The organism is Fictibacillus sp. 26RED30, assembly GCF_015903845.1.
GTDB classification, from domain to species: domain Bacteria; phylum Bacillota; class Bacilli; order Bacillales; family Fictibacillaceae; genus Fictibacillus; species Fictibacillus phosphorivorans.
Genome location: NZ_JACZDV010000001.1, coordinates 1,790,522 through 1,810,124 on the forward strand (window position 1 = coordinate 1,790,522; position 19,603 = coordinate 1,810,124).

General features: G+C 39.3%; 22 protein-coding genes. All 22 read right to left on the reverse strand.

The window, feature by feature from the left end; genetic code table 11:
* Nucleotides 1-169: 169 nt before the first annotated feature.
* Nucleotides 170-1,048, reverse strand: coding sequence for a translation elongation factor Ts (tsf, locus tag IHV11_RS09100; protein ID WP_197127743.1), 879 nt, complete (start codon nt 1,046-1,048; stop codon nt 170-172).
* A gap of 102 nt (nt 1,049-1,150) precedes the next feature.
* Nucleotides 1,151-1,876 (reverse strand): 30S ribosomal protein S2, encoded by a 726-nt coding sequence (gene rpsB / locus IHV11_RS09105; RefSeq protein WP_137789641.1) that lies wholly within the window; start codon nt 1,874-1,876, stop codon nt 1,151-1,153.
* Between the two features lie 157 nt (nt 1,877-2,033).
* Complete coding sequence (locus IHV11_RS09110; RefSeq protein WP_197194421.1) at nt 2,034-2,456, reverse strand: DUF6115 domain-containing protein; 423 nt, start codon at nt 2,454-2,456, stop codon at nt 2,034-2,036.
* 10 nt (nt 2,457-2,466) lie between these two features.
* The gene (locus IHV11_RS09115) at nt 2,467-2,736 is read right to left on the reverse strand and encodes a hypothetical protein (protein WP_197194422.1); all 270 of its coding nucleotides are present in this window, start codon (nt 2,734-2,736) and stop codon (nt 2,467-2,469) included.
* An 18-nt stretch (nt 2,737-2,754) separates the two neighbouring features.
* Entirely contained in the window at nt 2,755-4,095 is a 1,341-nt protein-coding gene (locus tag IHV11_RS09120) for a DUF342 domain-containing protein (RefSeq protein WP_197194423.1), read from the reverse strand.
* A gap of 11 nt (nt 4,096-4,106) precedes the next feature.
* A complete protein-coding gene (locus IHV11_RS09125) occupies nt 4,107-4,871 on the reverse strand; it encodes a FliA/WhiG family RNA polymerase sigma factor (RefSeq protein ID WP_197127739.1) in 765 nt (254 codons plus the stop codon).
* Nucleotides 4,872-4,901: 30 nt separating this feature from the next.
* A complete protein-coding gene (locus IHV11_RS09130) occupies nt 4,902-5,390 on the reverse strand; it encodes a chemotaxis protein CheD (RefSeq protein WP_197194424.1) in 489 nt (162 codons plus the stop codon).
* On the reverse strand, nt 5,383-6,015 hold the full coding sequence (locus IHV11_RS09135; protein ID WP_197194425.1) for a chemotaxis protein CheC: 633 nt from the start codon (nt 6,013-6,015) through the stop codon (nt 5,383-5,385). Before IHV11_RS09135 ends, IHV11_RS09130 begins: the two co-directional genes overlap by 8 nt.
* 1 nt (nt 6,016) lies before the next feature.
* Nucleotides 6,017-6,481, reverse strand: coding sequence for a chemotaxis protein CheW (locus tag IHV11_RS09140; RefSeq protein ID WP_231618138.1), 465 nt, complete (start codon nt 6,479-6,481; stop codon nt 6,017-6,019).
* A gap of 11 nt (nt 6,482-6,492) precedes the next feature.
* Complete coding sequence (locus IHV11_RS09145; RefSeq protein WP_197194426.1) at nt 6,493-8,499, reverse strand: chemotaxis protein CheA; 2,007 nt, start codon at nt 8,497-8,499, stop codon at nt 6,493-6,495.
* Between the two features lie 18 nt (nt 8,500-8,517).
* Complete coding sequence (locus IHV11_RS09150) at nt 8,518-9,564, reverse strand: protein-glutamate methylesterase/protein-glutamine glutaminase (protein ID WP_197194427.1); 1,047 nt, start codon at nt 9,562-9,564, stop codon at nt 8,518-8,520.
* A 7-nt stretch (nt 9,565-9,571) separates the two neighbouring features.
* Nucleotides 9,572-10,429, reverse strand: coding sequence for a MinD/ParA family protein (locus IHV11_RS09155; RefSeq protein ID WP_197194428.1), 858 nt, complete (start codon nt 10,427-10,429; stop codon nt 9,572-9,574).
* Nucleotides 10,422-11,543 carry a flagellar biosynthesis protein FlhF gene (flhF, locus tag IHV11_RS09160; RefSeq protein WP_197194429.1) on the reverse strand — a complete coding sequence of 374 codons (1,122 nt, stop codon included), beginning with the start codon at nt 11,541-11,543 and terminating at the stop codon, nt 10,422-10,424. Before flhF ends, IHV11_RS09155 begins: the two co-directional genes overlap by 8 nt.
* Nucleotides 11,543-13,576, reverse strand: coding sequence for a flagellar biosynthesis protein FlhA (flhA, locus tag IHV11_RS09165; RefSeq protein ID WP_197127732.1), 2,034 nt, complete (start codon nt 13,574-13,576; stop codon nt 11,543-11,545). Before flhA ends, flhF begins: the two co-directional genes overlap by 1 nt.
* Before the next feature lie 23 nt (nt 13,577-13,599).
* Nucleotides 13,600-14,679 carry a flagellar biosynthesis protein FlhB gene (gene flhB / locus IHV11_RS09170; protein ID WP_197194965.1) on the reverse strand — a complete coding sequence of 360 codons (1,080 nt, stop codon included), beginning with the start codon at nt 14,677-14,679 and terminating at the stop codon, nt 13,600-13,602.
* Between the two features lie 4 nt (nt 14,680-14,683).
* Nucleotides 14,684-15,457 carry a flagellar biosynthetic protein FliR gene (gene fliR, locus IHV11_RS09175; protein ID WP_197194430.1) on the reverse strand — a complete coding sequence of 258 codons (774 nt, stop codon included), beginning with the start codon at nt 15,455-15,457 and terminating at the stop codon, nt 14,684-14,686.
* Nucleotides 15,458-15,461: 4 nt separating this feature from the next.
* On the reverse strand, nt 15,462-15,731 hold the full coding sequence (fliQ, locus tag IHV11_RS09180) for a flagellar biosynthesis protein FliQ (RefSeq protein ID WP_066393686.1): 270 nt from the start codon (nt 15,729-15,731) through the stop codon (nt 15,462-15,464).
* Nucleotides 15,732-15,744: 13 nt separating this feature from the next.
* Complete coding sequence (gene fliP / locus IHV11_RS09185; protein WP_137789655.1) at nt 15,745-16,425, reverse strand: flagellar type III secretion system pore protein FliP; 681 nt, start codon at nt 16,423-16,425, stop codon at nt 15,745-15,747.
* Nucleotides 16,418-17,089: a flagellar biosynthetic protein FliO gene (locus tag IHV11_RS09190; protein WP_197194431.1), complete on the reverse strand. Its 672-nt coding sequence runs from the start codon at nt 17,087-17,089 to the stop codon at nt 16,418-16,420. The genes fliP and IHV11_RS09190 overlap by 8 nt, the downstream gene beginning before the upstream one ends.
* A 7-nt stretch (nt 17,090-17,096) precedes the next feature.
* Nucleotides 17,097-17,459 (reverse strand): response regulator, encoded by a 363-nt coding sequence (locus IHV11_RS09195; protein ID WP_197127729.1) that lies wholly within the window; start codon nt 17,457-17,459, stop codon nt 17,097-17,099.
* Between the two features lie 18 nt (nt 17,460-17,477).
* Nucleotides 17,478-18,614 carry a flagellar motor switch phosphatase FliY gene (fliY, locus tag IHV11_RS09200; protein WP_197194432.1) on the reverse strand — a complete coding sequence of 379 codons (1,137 nt, stop codon included), beginning with the start codon at nt 18,612-18,614 and terminating at the stop codon, nt 17,478-17,480.
* Complete coding sequence (gene fliM, locus IHV11_RS09205) at nt 18,608-19,600, reverse strand: flagellar motor switch protein FliM (RefSeq protein WP_137789658.1); 993 nt, start codon at nt 19,598-19,600, stop codon at nt 18,608-18,610. The genes fliY and fliM overlap by 7 nt, the downstream gene beginning before the upstream one ends.
* Nucleotides 19,601-19,603: the final 3 nt, after the last annotated feature.

Here is a 19,603-nt window from a genome sequence, read left to right on the forward strand (position 1 = left end):
GTCCCGCTGATCCCCCAGGAGTCTCGCACCTTACACTCCAATCAACTTGCAATGATGTTCTGTAGAAACTTTTAAAGAAAAACATTTGAAAGTATAGCCATTGAAAAACCAAGGTTATTTCTGTAAAAAAAGAGGAACACAACGTGCTCCCCTCTTTTTCAAACTGTGCTTACTTTTTAACTTGAGACATTACTTCTTCAGCGAAGTTGTCTTCACGCTTTTCAAGACCTTCTCCTACTTCAAAGCGAATGAAGGCTTTAACAGTAGCACCTTTGGAAGCTACATATTTACCTACTTTTTGGTCTGGATCTTTAATGAAAGATTGGTCGTTTAAGCAAATATCTTCGAAGTATTTACCAAGACGTCCTTCTACCATTTTAGCTACGATGTTTTCAGGCTTTCCTTCGTTAAGTGCTTGTTCAGTTAACACTTTACGCTCACGTGATACTTCTTCTTCACTAACTTCGTCACGAGAGATGTATTTAGGGTTTACTGCTGCAACGTGCATAGAAACGTCTTTGGCAACTTCTTCTTCTGTAGTCCCTTCAACAACTGAAAGAACTCCAATACGACCACCCATGTGTAGGTATGCGCCGAATGCTGCATTGTCGTCTTTTTTCAAGATTTCGAAACGACGAAGAGTTAGTTTTTCACCGATTTTTGCAATTGCAGCGTTGATGTAGTCATTTACAGTAGTTCCGTTAAACTCAGAAGCCAATGCATCTTCAACAGAAGCAGGCTCTGTAGCCAACAAGTGGTTACCAAGTTCAGCGATTAAGTTTTTGAAGTTTTCGTTTTTTGCAACGAAATCTGTTTCAGAGTTTACTTCAAGGATTACTGCTTTGTTCCCTTCAACGATTACAGAAGTTAAACCTTCTGCAGCGATACGGTCAGCTTTCTTAGCAGCTTTCGCGATCCCTTTTTCACGAAGGTAATCAATTGCTGCCTCCATGTTACCATCTGTTTCAGTTAATGCTTTCTTACAATCCATCATACCTGCGCCAGTTTTCTCACGCAATTCTTTAACCATTTGTGCTGTAATAGCCATGTTTTTTTGCCTCCTTATGGGATATGTAGTGCTAGTTGTGCTTTTACATAAAAAGGGTGATAAAGGGTCATCCCCTCTACCACCCTTGAGCATTCCATTTAATTAAGCAGTAGTTTCTTCTTCAGCTGCTTCTGCTACTTCTTCTCCGCCTTGGTTAGCTTCGATGATAGCATCTGCCATCTTACCAGTAAGAAGTTTAACTGCACGAATTGCATCATCGTTACCAGGGATAACGTGATCAACTTCGTCCGGATCACAGTTCGTATCAACGATAGCAATGATCGGGATGTTTAATTTACGAGCTTCTGCAATCGCAATGCGCTCTTTACGAGGGTCAACTACGAATAATGCGTCAGGAAGCTTGTTCATGTCTTTAATTCCGCCTAGGAATTTTTCAAGACGATCCATTTCCTTTTTAAGAAGAATAACTTCTTTCTTAGGAAGTACTTCAAAAGTACCGTCTTCTTGCATTTTTTCAAGATCTTTTAAGCGGTTGATACGCTTGCGGATTGTACCGAAGTTTGTTAATGTTCCACCTAACCAACGTTGGTTGATGTAGTACATGTCAGAACGTTCAGCTTCTTCCTTTACTGAATCTTGAGCTTGTTTCTTAGTTCCTACGAAAAGGATCTTTCCACCATCAGCTGCGATGTTACGCATAACATTGTAGCACTCTTCAACTTTCTTTACTGTCTTTTGAAGATCGATGATGTAGATACCGTTTCTTTCTGTGAAAATGTAACGAGACATTTTCGGATTCCAACGGCGAGTCTGATGACCAAAGTGTACACCAGCTTCTAACAATTGTTTCATTGAAATTACTGCCATAATGGCACCTCCTAGGTTTGTTTACCTCCGTTTGTTTCACCTTTGAGCAATAACTGACTTAGTCAGCACCACATTACTCAAATCCGCAAACGTGTGTGATTAACACCGAGAAATAATATAACATGTTTCGTGCAATTTCTGCAAGTCTTTTTGCTTGTTATCGATAAAATTTTAAAAGTAACTCTACTTCGCCTTTACCTCTTTGCAGCATTTTTGCAATTTCTTCAGCATTATATCCTTCTTGAGCTAATATTAATACTTCGTTCGTATCTTTAGATAAGTGATCCTCTAGAGAAGTATTGTCAATTTGGGTCTCTTCAGATTCGACTGAAGAAGTCTCATTAATCACTGTCGAATGATCTTTCTGCTGTTGCTCTTCTGTGAATTTTAAAATCATCTTATGCAAACGTTCATTTTCAAGCTTCATATCTTCTGAGAACAACTCCAGAAGTTCTTCTACCTCTTCACTTATTCTTGTGTCATTTGAGTCACTCTGCTGCTGTAGTTTTTTGCGCAAATTAATAACAGCATAAAGACAGATTACATTTAATAATAAACTTAGAAAAACTAAGGCGTACATCACATTCATCCTAACCTGTATAATCAATTTTCTTTCCTTTATAAGGATGACTCTGACTTCTTGAACTCGTCTTTTCTTGCTGGTGATTTGATTGAAACAAGCCTGCCTCAGCAGCTTCTTTCTGATTGACCCGTTTCGATTCATTCTTGTCTTTCTTACGTATTTCTTCTGTGGTCTGCTGTTGTTGCAGAAGTCCTCTGTTCATTAGATCCAGACTTGCTTTTGACGCATCAACTGTTCTTGGAATTGCAACTTGAAGCTCTATTAATTTCAGACTCACAGCATCCACATCCAATTCTTATAGGGAGTGAACAACAATTTCTTTCTCTTCTATAAATACTTTTGCAGCATTAAATGGAGATTGAATTTTTCGTTTGTATTTTCCAATACAGATCTCAACATTAGGGTGAAGCGTGCCTTTAATATTTATAGATGAGTTTGAAGAACTTTTACATCTTTGGATTTTCTTTTGTAGGTCAACGATTTCGTGTTTCGCTTGAGAGATTGTATTAATGATACGATTAATCGTTTGTCGTTCTGAATTTTTCTGAATCAACACAGTCTTTAAATGATTTAATTTCTCTAAATTTGTTTGCAGTTCAAGAATTTTTTGTTCGTATTTTACGATATCGTTCTCCATTTTAGCATTTGTTTTTATGTGTAATAGCGTTTTGGAGTACGTTTCATTGCCTATATCAATCGCTGATATTCCGTTCCCAGCAATACATGTACCACCCGATATATTCCCTTTTCCGCTTGTACATGTAACAGTCAATTCTGCCTCACAATGACTGTGTAGAATCGTTTGAGCTACCATTATATTTCCATTGGCGTAGACATTTCCTTGACTAATATACAGTGAAGTAAAGTCTCCCCCACAACGGATCGTTCCTTTACCTTGGCCTAAGACACCACCACCGATAACAACGTTTCCGTCTGTAGTGATATCTGCTGCTTCTACGACTCCTTCGATCCTCACATCACCTTTTGCTGATATTTTAAATCCGGAAGGAACATCGCCCGTTATATGAACATTTCCAACAAAATCTATATGACCAGTTTTTAAGGAAACATCTCCATCCACTCGATAAACGGGATAAATATTTACTCTGTTCTTTTGAAAGGTTACTTCCCCGCTTGCTGAAGCATAAACGCATTGCTCTGATTCGTTAAATACGGTGTTCATACCATTTTTCACTAGCAGATCATTTCCGTTTTTTGCAGGTAGCACTTTTCCGAAAACACTTATTCCTGCGATGCCTTCTGTAGCATTTACTTTTCTTGCTAGGATCTCTCCGAACTCAGCTGTTGGAATTGTAAAAAGTCGTTTAAAATCCAGCTTCGCATTTTCGTTGATCGTAACAACTTTCTCATTTGAGATAGACGGTATAAGTCTTGCAGGTTCTCCGTCCTTCGGTTGTTTTCCTTTTGCGATTTCAGCCGGGAAAATAAATGTATCTAGATTCTCTGCTATCAAACTCAATACTTCATTTCGAATTCCATGTCGTATACCTTTTGATTCGATCCAAGCTAAAAGACTCGAAAATGTGACTTCTCCAGATGGGATTTCAACTTCTTTTTTTAATAAAAGAGCCTGCGTTTCATTATCTTCATATTTAATATGAAACCATTGATCCATATCCCTACCCCTTACATATATCGTTGTAGAACCTGTCGAATTCTAAAGAGTGCTTTTGAGTGTATTTGAGATATTCTGGATGTCGATAGACCAAGTACTTGACCGATTTCAGTCAATGTTAATTCTTCAAAGTAGAACAAACTCACTACAAGCTGCTCTTTTTCAGATAATTCCTTGATCACTAATGCAAGTTCGCCATGAAGTTCTTCTTGCAACAAACTATTTTCAGGTGTAATCGCTTTTTTATCTTCAATTGTATAACTTACTTTTTCACGACTTTCTGTTTCTTTATTCTCTTCATCGATCGATAATACATTAGCAAGAAAACTTTCAGACATTACGGTTGTTACTTCATTTTCTGAGTATCCTAATTCATCAGCAACTTCTTTCGCGCTTACAGAACGCAGATTTTCTTGTTCTAACCTCTCAATGGCAGCTTCAACTTTTTTCGTTTTTTCTCTTAAACTTCTTGGCAGCCAATCTTCTCTTCTTAAGCCGTCCAAAATAGCACCACGAACTCGAAATGATGCGTATGTATCAAATTTCAGGTCTCTTTCAGGCTCAAACTTTTTTAGAGCATCGTATAACCCTAGCATACCGAGGGATCGGAGTTCATCTTTGTTAACACTTTTCGGCAAACCAACCGATATACGTTGTACATGATAATTGACAAGTGGTAAATATGCACGCATCAGTTCGTCACCTGCTTCTCGATCACGACTAGTGTTCCACTTTTCCCAGCAAGATTGTTCTTCTACTAAAGATGGCTCCGTCATGGTAATCCTCCTCGTTTTTTTTGTGAACTTCTAAATTACTTTCGTTCCTGCATTAACTGTTTTAATCGTTAGTAATGTGTTCTCTGGATTGAACTCAATGGTCCTGCCACTCGAGCCTCCTACATCACTTGCTAGTAAAGGAATTTTCAGAGCAGACAACTCTTCTTTGACACGTTCTACGTTTCTTGGGCCGATTCGCATCATTTCACTTCCGGATGAGAACTTAAACATCTGCGCGCCGCCAGCAATTTTTGCTTTTAGCGCTTTTCCGTTAGCACCACTCTTGATCAGCATGTCGTATAAACTCTTGATTGCTGTATCCGCATACTTTCCTTCATTCAATGTAGGAGTTTTTGATAAAGACGAATCCGGAAGCATGATATGCGCCATCCCTGCCATTTTTTTTACTTGATCGAAAAGTATAATGCCCACACATGAACCAAGACCTGTTGTTCTAATTGTGTTTGGAGGGGAAACGATGTTTATATCAGCGATTCCCACTTTTATGATTTCACTCATCCAACGGAACTCCTAATGCTTCAAAAATTTTTGAAAAGGAAAGAGGATCAGGCAATAAGAAGAAGTGACCTTTTACCTCGTCTTGTCTTTCTATATCTGTAAAAGCAGTATCAATAACAATGGCATAATCGCTCACAGTGGAAATTTCGAAAAGTCCAAAACTCAAGATCGCCCCTGCCATATCAATACTTGTTGCAGGTACTGATGGCTGTAAATTCAACCCTGTGAAATCAGAGAACGATGTTAGATATGAGCCTGATAGAATGTTTCCCACTTCCTGAAGAGCAGATAATGAGATGTCAGATTCTTCTCCGTTTGTTAACTTCACTGTCTGGCCGATTAATAAGTCTTCTAAAAGCTGCTCAGCTTGCTCAACTGGAAGCATGAAGAACATACATCCAGGAGCATCGCCAACGATTCTCAAGAAAACAGATGCCACAACGTTCTCTGCTCCGCCAACCATCTCAGATATCTCTTCAAATGAGATCACGTTTACTGAAGGAACTTTCATATCAACAGCTTTGTTCAGCATCGTTGATAAGGCTGTGGCTGCATGTCCTGCTCCAATGTTTCCGATCTCTCGTAAGACATCCAGATGAATTGGCTGAATTCTTAAAAAATCCATCTTAAAGGATACTCTCCTTTGTAGGTTGAACATCCAACTTTTCTGGATTCAACACCTTCACAAGGTCGAGCAAGATCAATAGTCGCTTTTCAATCTTCGCAACCCCATGGATATACTCTGCATCTACACCACCTACTACTTCAGGAGGAGGCTCGATCGACTCTTTATCCAGATCGATTACATCGTTTGCTGCATCGACAATCAGTCCAGCTTCAATGGAACCTACTGAAACAATGATGATGCGAGTTGTATCCGTATGACTTACTTCTTCAATTTCGAATCGTGAACGCAGATCGATAATGGGAGTAACGACTCCTCTTAAGTTAATTACCCCTTTTACGAAAGAAACTGTTCTTGGAATTCTCGTAATCGGTTGCATTCTTTCAATCGATTTTACGTGCTGAACAGGAACTGCATATTCTTCATCTTTTAATTGAAATATGATCACTTTTTCTTCATTCATCATGATTAACCACCTTATTTTATGAGTGCATTGCAATCGAGAATTAATGCTACTTGTCCATCTCCTAGAATCGTTGCACCAGAGATAGCAAATACAGATGTCAAATACTGACCAAGTGATTTCAAGACAATTTCTTGCTGTCCAATAAACGAATCAACGACTAATGCTGCCATCTTGTCACCTTTTCTCACTACCACTACAGGAACGTGCTGACTGGCTTCAGTTGAACCAGGGACTTCAAAAATGTCCTTCATGTTTACAAGCGGTACGACTTTACCTCTAAAATCAATCACTTTCTGATTATGAGCTGAAAGAATATCTTCTTTCTTAATAATGGCCGTTTCAATAATAGATGATAGTGGAATCGCATATTTCTCACGACTTATTTCAACGAGCATAACTGACATGATTGATAAAGTAAGAGGAAGCTGTATGGAAAAAATCGTCCCAGAGCCTTCGGTTGAATCGACAGCGATAGAACCACCTAACGATTCAATCTTATTCTTCACAACATCTAATCCCACTCCACGGCCTGAAATGTCAGAAACAACATCGGCTGTAGAAAAGCCTGAAGCGAACAATAATTCAAAACACTGTTTATCGGTCAAATTTTCAGACATTTCTTTCGTGATGACCCCATTTTCAATCCCCTTACTCAATACCTTTTGCTTATTTATACCCGCTCCATCATCTTGAATCTCTATAAACACATGATTTCCGCTATGAAATGCTCTTAAATAGATGGTCCCCGTTTCATTTTTGCCTCTAGAAGAGCGTTCCCCTGGGTTTTCGATGCCATGGTCAATTGAGTTTCGAAGTAGATGAACAAGCGGATCACCGATCTCATCGATTACGGTTCGATCAAGCTCAGTCTCAGCACCTACGATCTCAAGGTTTACTTTTTTACCGAGATCTTTCGCTAATCCTCTGATCATCCTTGGAAAGCGATTGAAAACTTGTTCTACCGGTACCATTCTCATCGTCAGGATAATATTTTGAAGGTCTCCTGAAACACGAGACATTCGTTCAACCGTTTCATTGAGTTCCATGCTTTTTAATGATTTCGATATCTCTTCAAGCCGTCCTCGGTCAATAACGAGTTCCTCAAACAAGTTCATGAGTTGATCGAGCCTTTCAATATTGACACGAATCGTTTTTCCGCTGCTTCCTGAAATTGAGGTTTGTTGAGGTTCGCTTTTTTTATCTTCTAGTTTCACTTCTTGTGGCTCTAATTTATCATTCTTGTCGCTCTCAGTGTTTGACGAGATGTTGAGTTTATCTGCTTGAATGTCAACCACTTCTACTACATCTACCTCAGACACTTTTAAGATACGTTCCTTTACGTTTTCGGCAGACTCTTTCGTGAGGATGGAAAGAGTAAAATGAGTTCCGAATTGTTCTGTTTCAAGCATGTCTACTGCTGGCATTGTTTTTATGATCTCACCGATCTGTTCGATCACTTCGAAGACCATATATACTCTTGCAGCTTTTAAGATACAGTCGTCCCTTAATGAGATCGAAAGCTCGTAAGCATTAAATCCTTGTTCTTTTGATTGAATGATAATCTGCTTTTCATATTGATCATAAGCATGTAACGACTCTGCTTCCTTTTTTGATTCAGCTTGAATCATCTTCGGAGCTTCTCCCTTTTCAAGTGCCTCTAAATCTCTCACTGTCTTCGTCACATCACGTTTACCGCTTCCACCTTCTGAAATCTCCACAACCATCGCTTCTAAATGATCAAGCGACGCGAATAGAACATCTAGGACAGAAGATGAAACTTCTATTTTGTTATTTCGAATCGCATCAAGAACATTTTCCATACAGTGCGTAAGATTGGCCAGATCCTCATAACCCATCGTAGCTGACATTCCTTTTAACGTATGAGCAGAACGAAATATCTCATTTACGATTGTAAGCTCTCCTGGTCTTTTCTCCAGCAGTAGCACTTGTTGATTAATAGATTGTAAATGCTCTTTGCTTTCCTCAATGAATATGTCAAGATATTGTGTCATTTCCATCGTATAATTCCTCCTAATTTACAAATGGTTCTGAATAGCTAATCCAATTGACTCTAAATGAACAACTTCATCTACTTTTTTAGTGAGAACCGCGGCTTTTGGCATTCCATAAACGATGCAAGATTCTTCAGCTTCCGCAATAACTACGGTTGAACCAGCTTCTTTTAAGTCTACGATTCCATTTGTACCGTCGGAGCCCATTCCAGTCATGATGACAGCGACCTTTTGATAGTTTTTAAGCTTGCAGGCTGAACTGAAAAGTACATTAACCGCTGGTCGATGACCTCCTACTGGAGCATCACTATCTAACGAAACATATAACCGTCCCATTTTTTCGTATAGTCGTACATGAAAACCGCCGGGTGCGATATAAACATGACCTTTTTGTAGCCGTTCATGATGCTCAGCCTCTTTTACAAAGATGTCTGATAGTGAATTCAATCGATCTGCTAATGATCTCGTAAATCCTGCTGGCATATGTTGTACGACAACAACAGGTGCATCCAGGTCTATAGGTAGCTTAGTAATCACTTGTTGTAAAGCTCTTGGGCCCCCTGTAGATGTACCTATTAAGACTAGCTTCTCTCTATGATCAATTCTGTTTGATCTTTTAGGCGCTTTGTTTTCAAGTGTATAAGGCAACAGTGCTTTTTTTGTTACAATATTCGCTTTAGAGGAAGCGATCACTTTTTCTATCAAACTAGTCTTTACCTTATGTAAATCTAAGGATATTGCTCCTGATGGCTTAGCGATAAAATCAATAGCTCCTGCTTCCATAGCTAGAATCGTATTTTCTGCACCGACTTTTGTTGTGCTAGATAACATGATGATTGGAACAGGAAAACTCTTCATAATCGTTCTCGCTGCGTCGATCCCATTTAAAATGGGCATCTCAACATCCATCGTTATCACGTCTGGTTTTATTTTTAGTGTTTTTTCAACTGCTTCTTGTCCATTTCTTGCTGTATCGATCACCAAAATTCTAGGATCTTCGCTTAAGAACTCTTTGATCAGCTTCCTCATAAAGGCAGAATCATCCACAATTAGCACTCTGATCTGTTTCATGCAGCATCTACCTTTCTCTGAAAAATGACTTTAGCTTACCGATGAAAGACTTATAAGATACTTCTTGCTGTTTTACTGTACCAACATAGGTTTCCGCTAGCTGAAATACAGCTCTGGATGCTATTGATGAAGGTTTATGAATAGAAAAGGGAATCTGTTTTTTTACAGCATGTAATACATCCTGATCCATCGGTATCTTACCTAAACAGATCAGCTCTTTTTGCAAAAACTGTTTACAAACATGACTTAACTTTTCAACCGTTTCTTTTCCTTCTCTCACATTTTCATATCGATTGATGACCAAGTAAAAGGGCAGGTCCTTATCTTTCATATAAATGAATTTCATCATAGAATATGCATCTGTTAGTGAAGTGATCTCAGGTGTAGCTATCACCAATATCTCATGACTGGAAAGTACAAATTTTAAAGCTGTTTCTGTTGCACCTGCACCCATGTCTAAAAAAATAAAGTCATAAAACCTCTCTAATTCTTCCAGTTGCTTCATAAAATGTACCAACATGTCATCCGTTATGCTTGTAAGCGAACCGAAATTCCTTCCGCCGGCAATCGTATGAAGTCCGTCTTTACCCTCTTCGATGATCTCCCATACGGATAATTGATTCTGCAGCATATCCATCATATGCTTGTCAGATCTTCTGCCTAGAATCAAATCTACATTTCCCATACCTATGTCAAGATCTAGTACTAACACACGTTTTTCCATTTCAACCAAGGAAAGAGCAAGATTCACCGTGACGTTCGTTTTACCCACTCCACCTTTACCACTGACTACAGAGATAACTCTTGCACTGTTTAATGAGGCAGAGATTAATTGTTTACGAAGACTTATCGCTTGATCAAGCATGAAGTAGCTTTTCCTTTACTAGAGCCTGAACAAGTTCATCCGCGTCAGCCTCAAACATGTCATCAGGTACGTTCTGGCCATTCGTAACATATCCGATCGGTACACTGTTTAAGATTGCAAGATTCAATAATGAACCGTACGTCGTCGTTTCATCTTTCTTCGTAAATATCACCTTATGAACCGGCAGACTCTTAAACTGACTATAAATCGTCTCCATATCCCGGTATTTTGAAGTTAAAGAAAGAACGAGATAGTTTTTCATATCTTTATCAAAATGAATGATACGTTGCAATTCTTCGATGTAAAAACGATTTAAGAAGTTTCTGCCTGCCGAATCTACGAGGACTAGATCATAATCTCCAAACTTCTCCTTAGCCTTCTTAAAATCATCAGCAGTATAAGCGACTTCACATGGTATGTTTAATATTTCAGCGTACGTTTTTAGTTGGTCGATAGCTGCAATACGATACGTATCAGTTGTAATAAACGCTACTTTTTTTCCGTCTTTTAAAACCGCTTTTGCTCCAATCTTTGCTATGGTGGTTGTTTTACCAACACCGGTAGGTCCGATTAAGTTTAAGAATTTTGTTTCATAATGAAAGCCGCCAAATTCGCTTTTAGCCATTCTTGCGCTTAAATAGCTGCTGATCCATGTATTCCAGTCATAGCTGTCTCGCTCCATTTCATCGAGACTTTCGTATTTATTTGATAAAGAAGGGATGAGTTCTTCGATTATTGTTAAGTCTACTTCTTGACTTAAAAGAAAATTTTCCCATTCTTTAATGAATGGAGCTGCATCATCTGCAGATTTTGATTGTACCGTCAAAGAGTGAACCATCTTCTTCAGCTGACGAATTTCCTTTGTCAGCTCCTCTTCTTGGAACACAGGTTGCTTTTCTTTCACATTATTCTTGTTAGTGTTCTTTGTTGGATGATAATCTACGTCTTGATCCAATCCAGCGAAAATTTCAACGTTCTTCTTTGTGAAAAATCCGAAGAAGCCGCCAACTTGAACCTCTCTTGTATTTAAAATGACTGCACCACTGCCCAGATCCGCTCTAACTAATTTCATAGCTTCCGGCAAGTTCTGCGCTGTATATTTCTTCACTTTCATCAGATGTTCACCACCCCTACACTTTTCACTTCGAGCTCAGGTTCCAATTCGTTGTATGATAAAACCGCGACATCAGGAAGATAACGTTCAATGAGTTGTCTTACATACATTCTTACAGCCGGTGAACATAAGAGAACAACAGATTGGTCAAAACCCCGCCCAGATTCAAGTTCAGTAGTAATGCTGTCAAAGATCACTTGAGAATCTTGCGGATCTAAAGACAGATAATTCCCGTGTTCGGTTTGCTGAACTGCATCAGCTATCTTCTTTTCCACCGAGCCGCCAAGTGTGATAACATGCAGAGGCTCATTTTCATTACTATAGCTTTTTGAGATCTGTCTGGATAAGCCTTGTCTTACATACTCTGTTAATAGATCTGTATCTTTTGTCATTTTTGCAAAATCAGCTAACGTTTCAAAAATTACCGCTAAGTTTCGAATTGAGATTCGTTCTCGTAAAAGTTTTGATAACACTTTTTGAACCTCTCCGATGGTAAGAGCATCTGGAGTTACCTCTTCCACGATCGCTGGATACGATTCTTTTAAGTGATCTACAAGTTGTTTCGTTTCTTGTCTGCCAATCAATTCGTGTGCGTGCTTCTTGATCACTTCTGTTAAATGCGTCGAGACGACTGACGGCGGATCTACGACTGTATATCCTGAGTATTCAGCTCGCTCTTTCATCTCTTCACCGATCCAAATAGCTGGTAGACCAAAAGCTGGTTCCATCGTTTCGATACCTTGCACCTCTTCATCGTCGATACCTGGGCTCATCGCTAAATAATGATCCAACAGCAGCTCACCTTTTGCGACTTGGCTTCCTTTTATTTTAATTCTGTATTCATTCGGCTGAAGCTGAATGTTGTCACGAATTCGAACGACCGGTACGATCATTCCAAGTTCTAATGCAAGCTGCCTTCTGATCATAACAATCCTATCCAACAGGTCACCGCCTTGCGAAGTGTCTGCTAACGGAATAAGGCTGTAGCCGAATTCAAATTCAATCGGGTCGATCTGTAGAAGGTTCACAACAGATTCAGGGCTTTTCAGCTGTTCTGTCTGAATATCCTCTTCCACCACTTCTTCTTTTACTTTTTGTTCACGTTCTGCTTTTAATAGAAGATAGCCACCGATTGCTAAAATTCCTCCGATCGTAATCGTGAAAAAGTCATTGATCGGTGTGAACAAGCCAAGCATGATGATGGTGCCGCCAGCAACAAATAGCATGATAGGATATGCAAGCAATTGTTTACTGATATCAAACCCTAAATTTCCTTCTGAGGCCGCACGAGTAACAATAATTCCTGTCGCTGTTGAAATGATTAGCGCAGGGATCTGAGATACTAATCCATCACCAACCGTCATTCTTGTAAACAATTCTGCACTCTCACCAAAACTTAGACCCATCTGAAGCATTCCGATGATGATTCCGAACAACATATTGATCAAAACGATGATTATACCTGCTATAGCATCACCTTTTACAAATTTACTCGCACCATCCATCGCTCCATAAAAATCTGCTTCGCGTTCAATCGTTTCACGTCTTTCTTTCGCTTCCCGATCTGAAATCATGCCAGCGTTTAAGTCTGCATCGATACTCATCTGCTTACCAGGCATCGCATCAAGTGTAAATCTTGCCGCTACTTCTGATACACGTTCAGATCCTTTCGTAATTACGATAAATTGAATGATGATTAGAATGAAAAATACAACGATACCAACAAGAATATTTCCACCAACTACAAATTCACCGAAAGTATGTACAACGTTTCCTGCATCTCCGGTTGAAAGGATACTCCTCGTTGTCGAAACGTTTAGCCCAAGTCTGAAAAGCGTCACTAACAATAACAATGACGGAAATATAGAAAATTGGAGAGGCTGTGTTGTATTCATGGCAATCAATATGATTAAAAGTGCCAGAGATATATTTGTTATGATTAAGAAGTCCAACATAAACGTTGGCATTGGTATGACGAGCATGGCGATAATGAGAATAACGCCCGCTAAAACACTCATGTCTCTAGCTTTCATCTGTTAACTCTCCTATTCATTCCTTACGCTTTTTTCTTTACACGGTATACGAAGGCTAAAATTTCAGCTACTGCTTTAAAAAGATCTTCAGGAATCACATGCCCGATCTCAACGCGGGCGTACAGCGTTCTTGCTAGAGGCTTGTTTTCTACAACCGCTACGTTATGCTCTTTTGCGATTTCTTTGATGCGTTGAGCGATAAGATCTACTCCCTTTGCCACAACAACGGGAGCAGCCATGTTGTTGTCGTCATACTTTAAGCAGATCGCATAGTGTGTAGGATTTGTGATGATCACATCTGCTTTAGGCACTTCTTGCATCATTCGCCTCATAGCCATCTGCCTTTGTTTTTCCTTGATCTTCCCTTTAATCTTTGGATCACCTTCAGATTTTTTGTATTCATCTTTGATATCTTGTTTCGACATCCTAATATTTTTTTCAAAATCGTATTTTTGGTACATATAGTCAAGAAACGCAAGAAAAAGTAAAACGAGTGAAGCCGCAAAACCCATCTTGACAGCAAGTCCTCCAAAGACAGGTAGTGAAGATTCAATACTCACTAGGCTCATTCTTAAATAGATATCACGTTCACTCCAAAGGATAAAAAATGTCACTCCACCTATAAGTAGAATCTTAAGTATTGATTTTGATAGCTCTACTAATGCACGCACCGAGTAGATCCTCTTAAATCCAGATAAAGGATTGATTCGTTCGAGTTTCATCTGAATCGCTTCTGTTGATAACAAAAAGCCAACTTGCAAATAGTTTCCTAAGACACCGGCTATCATAGCCGCAATCATTACGGGAGCTATGATGATCGCGACTTCAAGCGAAAGCTCCCAAAATAGTTTAGGAATACTCGATTCAGTTACGTTATAAAGAAGTTTCTTATCTAAACTATATGCGAAGAGATGAAGCAACCTCTGACCCATCCAGCTTCCCATAAAGGAAAGAAACATAACTGATGCAAACAGTACAAGTGCAGCGTTGATGTCAGCGCTTTTGGCTACTTGACCTTTTTTCCTGCTCTCCTGCCTTTTTTTCGGTGTTGCTTTTTCTGTTTTTTCTCCTGAAAAGTATTGTAAAGTAATTGGATATCTCATCAACTTAAGCCGCTCCCAACAATTCCAATAAGTTAATCATGCTGTCACGCATCTGATCGACCAGCATCTGAACAGATACGAAGAATGCGGGCATTACTACTAAAAACAACACAAGAGCAATTAATATTTTCACTGGCAGACCAATAACAAAAATGTTCATCTGAGGAACGGTTCTTGCTACGATCCCAAGTGCTAGATCTGCTAAAAACAACGTGCCTACGATCGGAATCGCCATCTGCAGAGCAACTAAGAACATACCTGAGAACACACTTATTACAAATCTCGTAATCCCGCCATCTCCAAAATTAGATATGGTTGAATCAAGCGGTAAAAATTGATAACTATAAAAGATTCCATCGAGTAACATGTGATGAGCATCGGTAGCTAACAAGAAAAGAATAGCAAACGTATACAGATATCTACCCATCAAAGGAGTCTGAATGCCTGTCTGCGGATCAAACACGTTCGCTATCGCAAAACCCATCTGAAGATCAATAAATCCACCCGCTACTTGAATTGCGTAGAAAACAATCGCTGCAATAAATCCGATGGATAGTCCTACCATCGCTTCTTTAATGATTAACAGAAAAAATGAACCATCTAACGGAATCGGTTTTGGGTCAATCGCGTACAACATGATCCACGATAAAAATAGGGATAATCCGATTTTATGCATAACAGGTAAATTTTTATTAGAAAACACAGGAATTGTTAAGAAAAATGCCGATACTCTAGTTAGGATTAATAAAAAAGCAGGGAAAGCAGCTAAATCTACCATTTTATCATCCTATATAAGTGTGTAAATTTTGAAAGATATTTGATGTGAAACCTAATATTTGTGAAAGCATCCAAGGTCCGAAAAACACGAGTCCTACTAAAACGGCAACAATCTTTGGTATAAATGCGAGTGTTTGTTCCTGAATCTGTGTTGTTGCTTGAAAAATACTGACGATCAAACCTACAATCAGGGCTAATAGCATAAGCGGACCGCACAAAAGCAAGGTCATGTATACCCCTTTTTCAGCTAAAGAAATTACAAATTGAGAATCCATGTTTACACCTGCCTTAATAGCTTAATAGCAATGATTTAACGATGAGGTACCAGCCATCAACCAGTACGAATAATAAGATCTTAAATGGCAGTGATATCATCACGGGTGGCAGCATCATCATCCCCATAGCCATTAAAATAGACGCAACGACCATATCAATGATCAAAAAAGGTACAAAAATCATGAATCCAATTTGAAAAGCTGTCTTTAATTCACTAATCGCAAACGCTGGAACAAGAGTCGTTAAAGGAATATCTTTAATACTTTCCGGTTTCTTAGCACCTGAATATTCCATAAACAGCATAAGATCTTTTTGTCGTGTATGCTTAGCCATAAACTCTTTGATGGGAAGACTTCCTTTATCAAAGGCTTCCTCCTGAGAAATCTCACCTTTTACTAATGGCTGAACCGCCTCTTTGTTTACTTCATGCATCACTGGCGCCATGATAAAAAAAGTTAAGAACAAAGCAATCCCAATCAGAACTTGGTTAGGTGGCATCTGCTGCGTTGCCAGTGAAGTTCTAACAAATGACAGAACGATAATGATCCTCGTAAAACAAGTCATAAGTATTAAAATACTTGGAGCAAGCGAAAGGACCGTTAAGAGCAGCAACAGCTGAATGGTAGTTTCCATGTTCGCTGGATCGCTATTATTTATAAAATCCAAGTCTAATCCAGGAATAAATTCATTCATGATGTTTCCCTTTCTCAAGTACTCTCTGAAGATCTTTTTGCTGATTCTTCTTATCTTGAACAATCGATTGAAGCATAGTCTTAAAAGATTGCGTATGATCTTTAGTATCTGCTGGTCTTGTTTCATTGGAAGTCTTACTTGACTCTTCGGTTCTACTTTTCAGCCATTTTTGTTTCAATTGGTTCGTCATCGTTGAAACGTTTTGGGATGGACGCTGATCGAGCATCATCTGAACTTCATCTTCATTGGTAATCTCTTTTAGAAGTGTTACCGAATCTCCAACACCTACTACCAAGACAGAATTACCTGTTTTGATGAGTTGCACAGAACGGTTCTGTCCGATTCCGATTCCTCCTAAAGACTGAAGATTTTTACCGTCTTGAAAACTAACAGATTTTCTTTGAATAAATCGTAAAACAAAAAATAAGATCGCTAGAACAATTCCAAGCATAAACACGAGCTTGACGAGCATCATAAATGTGCTTTCGCTCTTAGCATTCACAGGGCTAGTTTCTTCTGGTGCTTTTTCCTTCTCGCCCTTTTGATCTGAGTTATTTATGGTGTCATAAACACTTTTCCCTGAACTGCTGCCTTCCGCTTGTACACTAATCGGTACAAGCGAGAGACAAACTGCTGCAAAAAAACTAATTAACCATCGATACATGAAACGCTTAGCCTAAAGTCTTCTTGATCGCTTCAATTACACGGTCAGCTGCAAAGGGCTTAACGATAAAGTCTTTTGCCCCAGCTTGGATCGCATCGATTACCATCGCTTGCTGTCCCATGGCTGAACACATGATAATTTTTGCATCAGGGTTTGTTTTTTTGATCTCTTTTAAAGCTGATATGCCGTCCATTTCAGGCATCGTAATATCCATCGTAACTAGATCTGGTTTTAACTCTTGAAATTTCTCGATCGCTTGTGCACCGTCAGCCGCTTCACCGACAACATCGAATCCATTCTTAACTAAGATATCCTTGATCATCATTCTCATAAATGCTGCATCATCAACAACTAAAATACGCTCTCCCATTTCACTTACCTCCGATAATTATTTCAATTTTTCTAAACGATCACGCTGGCTTAAAATCTCTGTTACGCGGACTCCGAAATTTTCATCAATAACAACGACCTCGCCTTTTGCGATCATCTTATGGTTAACAAAGATATCCACTGGTTCACCAGCTAGTTTATCGAGCTCTACGATCGAACCTTGAGACATCTCCAAAATATCTTTGATTGTTTTCTTTGTTCTTCCTAGCTCCACTGTGACTTGAAGCGGAATGTCTAACAACATGTCTAGGTTTTTTGTATCTCTTTGATTCGTCTCATAATCTCCAAAGTCCGAAAAACTTGCCGGCTGAATGGAAACGTCTCTCATCTGCGATTGATAGACAGGCTGAGGCTCACTTCTTGGCTCACTATGAACGCGTTCTTGGTAATGTTCTACCGGTGGAGATGTCGGTGCCACTTCTTCATGAGGGACATAATCGGCAACCGACTCATTTTCAACAACAGGTTCAGGATTCATTAGCTTATGTACAAGGTCCTTTGAGAACTCAGCATCAATCAGCTGCATGATATTTGAATCGATCAGTTCACCCACTTTAAGTCTGAAAGAAACTTTTACTAAAATCTCTTCATCAGGAATCAAACTCGTGTTTGATTCAACATCCAGAAAATCAATCTTTGGCGGCGATATGTCTACCTTTTTATTAAAGATCGTAGACATCGATGTTGAAGCGGATCCCATCATCTGATTCATCGCTTCACCAACAGCACTTAATTGCAGTTCTCCAAAATCAGGAGAAGGATTAGTACCCTCACCACCAAGCATCAAATCTGCAATGATCTGTGCATCCGTCTTACGGATCACTAACAAGTTTGCTCCTTCGATGCCTTCTGTGTATGTAACTTGTACCGCAACATGCGGAATCGGAAACTCATCTTTTAACTCGGTGCGTTTTACGACTGTTACTTGTGGCGTCGTAATATCTACCTTTTGATTTAACAGGGTGGATAGTGCTGTTGCAGCACTTCCAAATGAGATGTTTCCGATCTCACCTAACGCATCTCGTTCGATCGATGATAGGTATTCTTCGGTTTCGGTCGCTCCGGACGAGGAAGGACTTCCACCATTCAGCAAAGCATCAATTTCGTCTTGTGAAAGCATATCTCCACTTACCATTGATCCTCATCCTCCTTAATGGTTTCGATAATTTGAACGGCTAGCTTTTTCTTCACTTTTCCGGGTTGACCGTAGAACTTAGGATTGTTTTCTACTTTAATCACGAGTGGTTGGTTGATCCTTTGATCAAGTTCAATACAGTCACCAATAGATAAGTTCAGAAACTCTTCTATTGACATGTCTGAAGATCCTAGCTCAACCTTAAAAGGCAAAAAGGCGTTCTTAATTTTTTGTTCAATAAATTCAGTTTCTCCCGGAATTCTTGTCTTCTTTTTATTCTGCATCCAATGATGAACAGATAGCTTTGGTATGATCGGCTCTATGACAACATGCGGAAGGCAAATATTAATCATTCCGCTCGTTTCACCAATCGTCGTGTTTAACGAGATGACGACAACCGTTTCGTTCGGAGAAACCATCTGTAAAAATTGTGGATTCACTTCCAAATCGAGCATGAACGGCTCCAGTTCGATCACACTTGTCCAAGCCTCTTTAAAACTATCAAGTGTGTTTTCAAATAACTGATTCATGATTCGTGTCTCAATCTCAGTTAAATTCTCGATCTTATTCATCCCTGCCCCGCTGCCGCCCATCACTCTATCAAGCATGGCATATGCGATATTCGGGTTTACTTCCATTAAGATGCGCCCTTCAAACGGATGTGCTTCAAACACATTCAATAAAGTCATCTTCGGAACAGAACGAATAAATTCCTCATATGGTAGCTGATCAACAGACGCTACTCCTATCTGGACGTAAGTTCTGAGCTGTGCCGAAAAATAAGTCGTTAAGAGTCTTGCAAAGTTCTCATGCAATCTCGTTAAACTGCGGATCTGCTCTTTCGAAAAACGAAGGGCTCTTTTAAAATCGTAAACTTTAACCTTATTCTCTGACTCTTCCTTTTTAAGCTCTTCTGCATCCATCTCTCCAGTGGAAAGGGCGGAGAGAAGAGCATCTATTTCGTTTTGTGACAAAACATCAACCAAGAG

What these genes read in the sequence shown, in the direction of transcription:
- tsf (WP_197127743.1), bottom strand. Translation starts at nt 1,048, where the DNA reads ATGGCTATTACAGCACAAATGGTTAAAGAATTGCGTGAGAAAACTGGC.
- fliQ (WP_066393686.1), bottom strand. Translation starts at nt 15,731, where the DNA reads ATGGATTCTCAATTTGTAATTTCTTTAGCTGAAAAAGGGGTATACATG.
- IHV11_RS09195 (WP_197127729.1), bottom strand. Translation starts at nt 17,459, where the DNA reads ATGGGAGAGCGTATTTTAGTTGTTGATGATGCAGCATTTATGAGAATG.
- fliR (WP_197194430.1), bottom strand. Translation starts at nt 15,457, where the DNA reads ATGGTAGATTTAGCTGCTTTCCCTGCTTTTTTATTAATCCTAACTAGA.
- IHV11_RS09150 (WP_197194427.1), bottom strand. Translation starts at nt 9,564, where the DNA reads ATGAAACAGATCAGAGTGCTAATTGTGGATGATTCTGCCTTTATGAGG.
- flhF (WP_197194429.1), bottom strand. Translation starts at nt 11,543, where the DNA reads ATGAAAGTGAAGAAATATACAGCGCAGAACTTGCCGGAAGCTATGAAA.
- IHV11_RS09110 (WP_197194421.1), bottom strand. Translation starts at nt 2,456, where the DNA reads ATGTACGCCTTAGTTTTTCTAAGTTTATTATTAAATGTAATCTGTCTT.
- flhA (WP_197127732.1), bottom strand. Translation starts at nt 13,576, where the DNA reads ATGAAAGCTAGAGACATGAGTGTTTTAGCGGGCGTTATTCTCATTATC.
- rpsB (WP_137789641.1), bottom strand. Translation starts at nt 1,876, where the DNA reads ATGGCAGTAATTTCAATGAAACAATTGTTAGAAGCTGGTGTACACTTT.
- fliP (WP_137789655.1), bottom strand. Translation starts at nt 16,425, where the DNA reads ATGAATGAATTTATTCCTGGATTAGACTTGGATTTTATAAATAATAGC.
- flhB (WP_197194965.1), bottom strand. Translation starts at nt 14,679, where the DNA reads ATGAGATATCCAATTACTTTACAATACTTTTCAGGAGAAAAAACAGAA.
- fliY (WP_197194432.1), bottom strand. Translation starts at nt 18,614, where the DNA reads ATGGTAAGTGGAGATATGCTTTCACAAGACGAAATTGATGCTTTGCTG.
- IHV11_RS09130 (WP_197194424.1), bottom strand. Translation starts at nt 5,390, where the DNA reads ATGAGTGAAATCATAAAAGTGGGAATCGCTGATATAAACATCGTTTCC.
- IHV11_RS09145 (WP_197194426.1), bottom strand. Translation starts at nt 8,499, where the DNA reads ATGGAAATGACACAATATCTTGACATATTCATTGAGGAAAGCAAAGAG.
- IHV11_RS09140 (WP_231618138.1), bottom strand. Translation starts at nt 6,481, where the DNA reads ATGATGAATGAAGAAAAAGTGATCATATTTCAATTAAAAGATGAAGAA.
- IHV11_RS09120 (WP_197194423.1), bottom strand. Translation starts at nt 4,095, where the DNA reads ATGGATCAATGGTTTCATATTAAATATGAAGATAATGAAACGCAGGCT.
- IHV11_RS09155 (WP_197194428.1), bottom strand. Translation starts at nt 10,429, where the DNA reads ATGCTTGATCAAGCGATAAGTCTTCGTAAACAATTAATCTCTGCCTCA.
- IHV11_RS09190 (WP_197194431.1), bottom strand. Translation starts at nt 17,089, where the DNA reads ATGTATCGATGGTTAATTAGTTTTTTTGCAGCAGTTTGTCTCTCGCTT.
- IHV11_RS09125 (WP_197127739.1), bottom strand. Translation starts at nt 4,871, where the DNA reads ATGACGGAGCCATCTTTAGTAGAAGAACAATCTTGCTGGGAAAAGTGG.
- IHV11_RS09135 (WP_197194425.1), bottom strand. Translation starts at nt 6,015, where the DNA reads ATGGATTTTTTAAGAATTCAGCCAATTCATCTGGATGTCTTACGAGAG.